We start from the raw sequence: 1065 nt of genomic DNA, 5'->3' as shown, positions 1-1065 counted from the left end.
CGTTTGAGACATGCCGACTGCCCACGAAAATGTCGGCTGTTCGGGGGTAGACCGGAAGTGCGTGGTCGACAGTTAAAACGGAGCTAATGACCCGAAGCGGTCGATCTGTCGAATTTGTCCCGAGCTATTGTCAGCATAGCTGATCGACCAGTGCCGACCATAGGACCCATGGCTCGTCTCGATGTACCGGGTCCTCAATTGCAGTGTGCACCATGACAACCTTTGAGGTCGGATCAACGCAAATATACTGGCCCTTGTATCCTAACAACGCGAACTGTCGCCTCTGACCGGGAAACAGCCACAAGAGATAAGCGTAGCCAAATCTTTTCGTCGCCGCGCCCGGTAGCAGATAGCCATCCGAAGCTCGAACGGTTGTTGCATCGATCATCCATTGCGCCGGAACGATCTGCTTGCCATCCCATGCGCCATCATGCGCCAGCAAACGCCCAAGCCGGGCGTAATCGCGCAGAACGGCATTGAAGCCGAAGTGCCCCAGTTCAAATCCTTCTGCGTCTATCAACCAATTAGCATCCGCTTCCGTGCCGATCGGCTCCCATACTTTCTCGCGCAGATAGTCGGACGCTGACTTGTTGACAGCACTCTGAAGCACCATGCCGAGCACGTCGGCTTCTATGCTGGCGTAGTAAAATCTCGTTCCCGATGGGGCGATACGCTGATTGAATTGCACGATGCTCTTAACCGTGCCCATCTTCCATTCCGGGAACGCGATCCCCATGCCGTTCCACAGGCGATTGAGGTCGCGTCCTCCGTCTCTCGTTTCACCGAAATCGACGCCTGAGGACATGTGCAGCAGATCGCGGATTGGCGTCCTGCCGTACTCGGTGCCCATAAAGCCCGGCACATAAGTTTCGGGGATATCATCGACCGACTTAATCGCACCCTCGGAGATGGCGATCCCGATCAACAGTCCGGTTATTGACTTGACCATCGACTGGGATACGAACCGATCTTGATCAGTTCGCGCGTACTGATAGCGCTCGAAGATAATCTGGTCGTCCTTGGCAATCAGTAGGCCAGTGACCGGATTGCGCGACATGTAGTCGA

General features: G+C 55.2%; 1 protein-coding gene. It reads right to left on the bottom strand.

All coding sequences use genetic code 11. From position 1 onward, the window contains the following. Positions 1-130 precede the first annotated feature (130 nt). On the bottom strand, positions 131-1065 hold a 935-nt coding region (locus tag AC630_RS42170; protein ID WP_143198781.1), incomplete at its 5' end, for a serine hydrolase domain-containing protein.

The organism is Bradyrhizobium sp. AS23.2, from assembly GCF_001908185.1.
Classification (GTDB): domain Bacteria; phylum Pseudomonadota; class Alphaproteobacteria; order Rhizobiales; family Xanthobacteraceae; genus Bradyrhizobium.
Note: the sequence above shows the minus strand (reverse complement) of the source record. Positions and strands in the feature narration are given on the sequence as shown.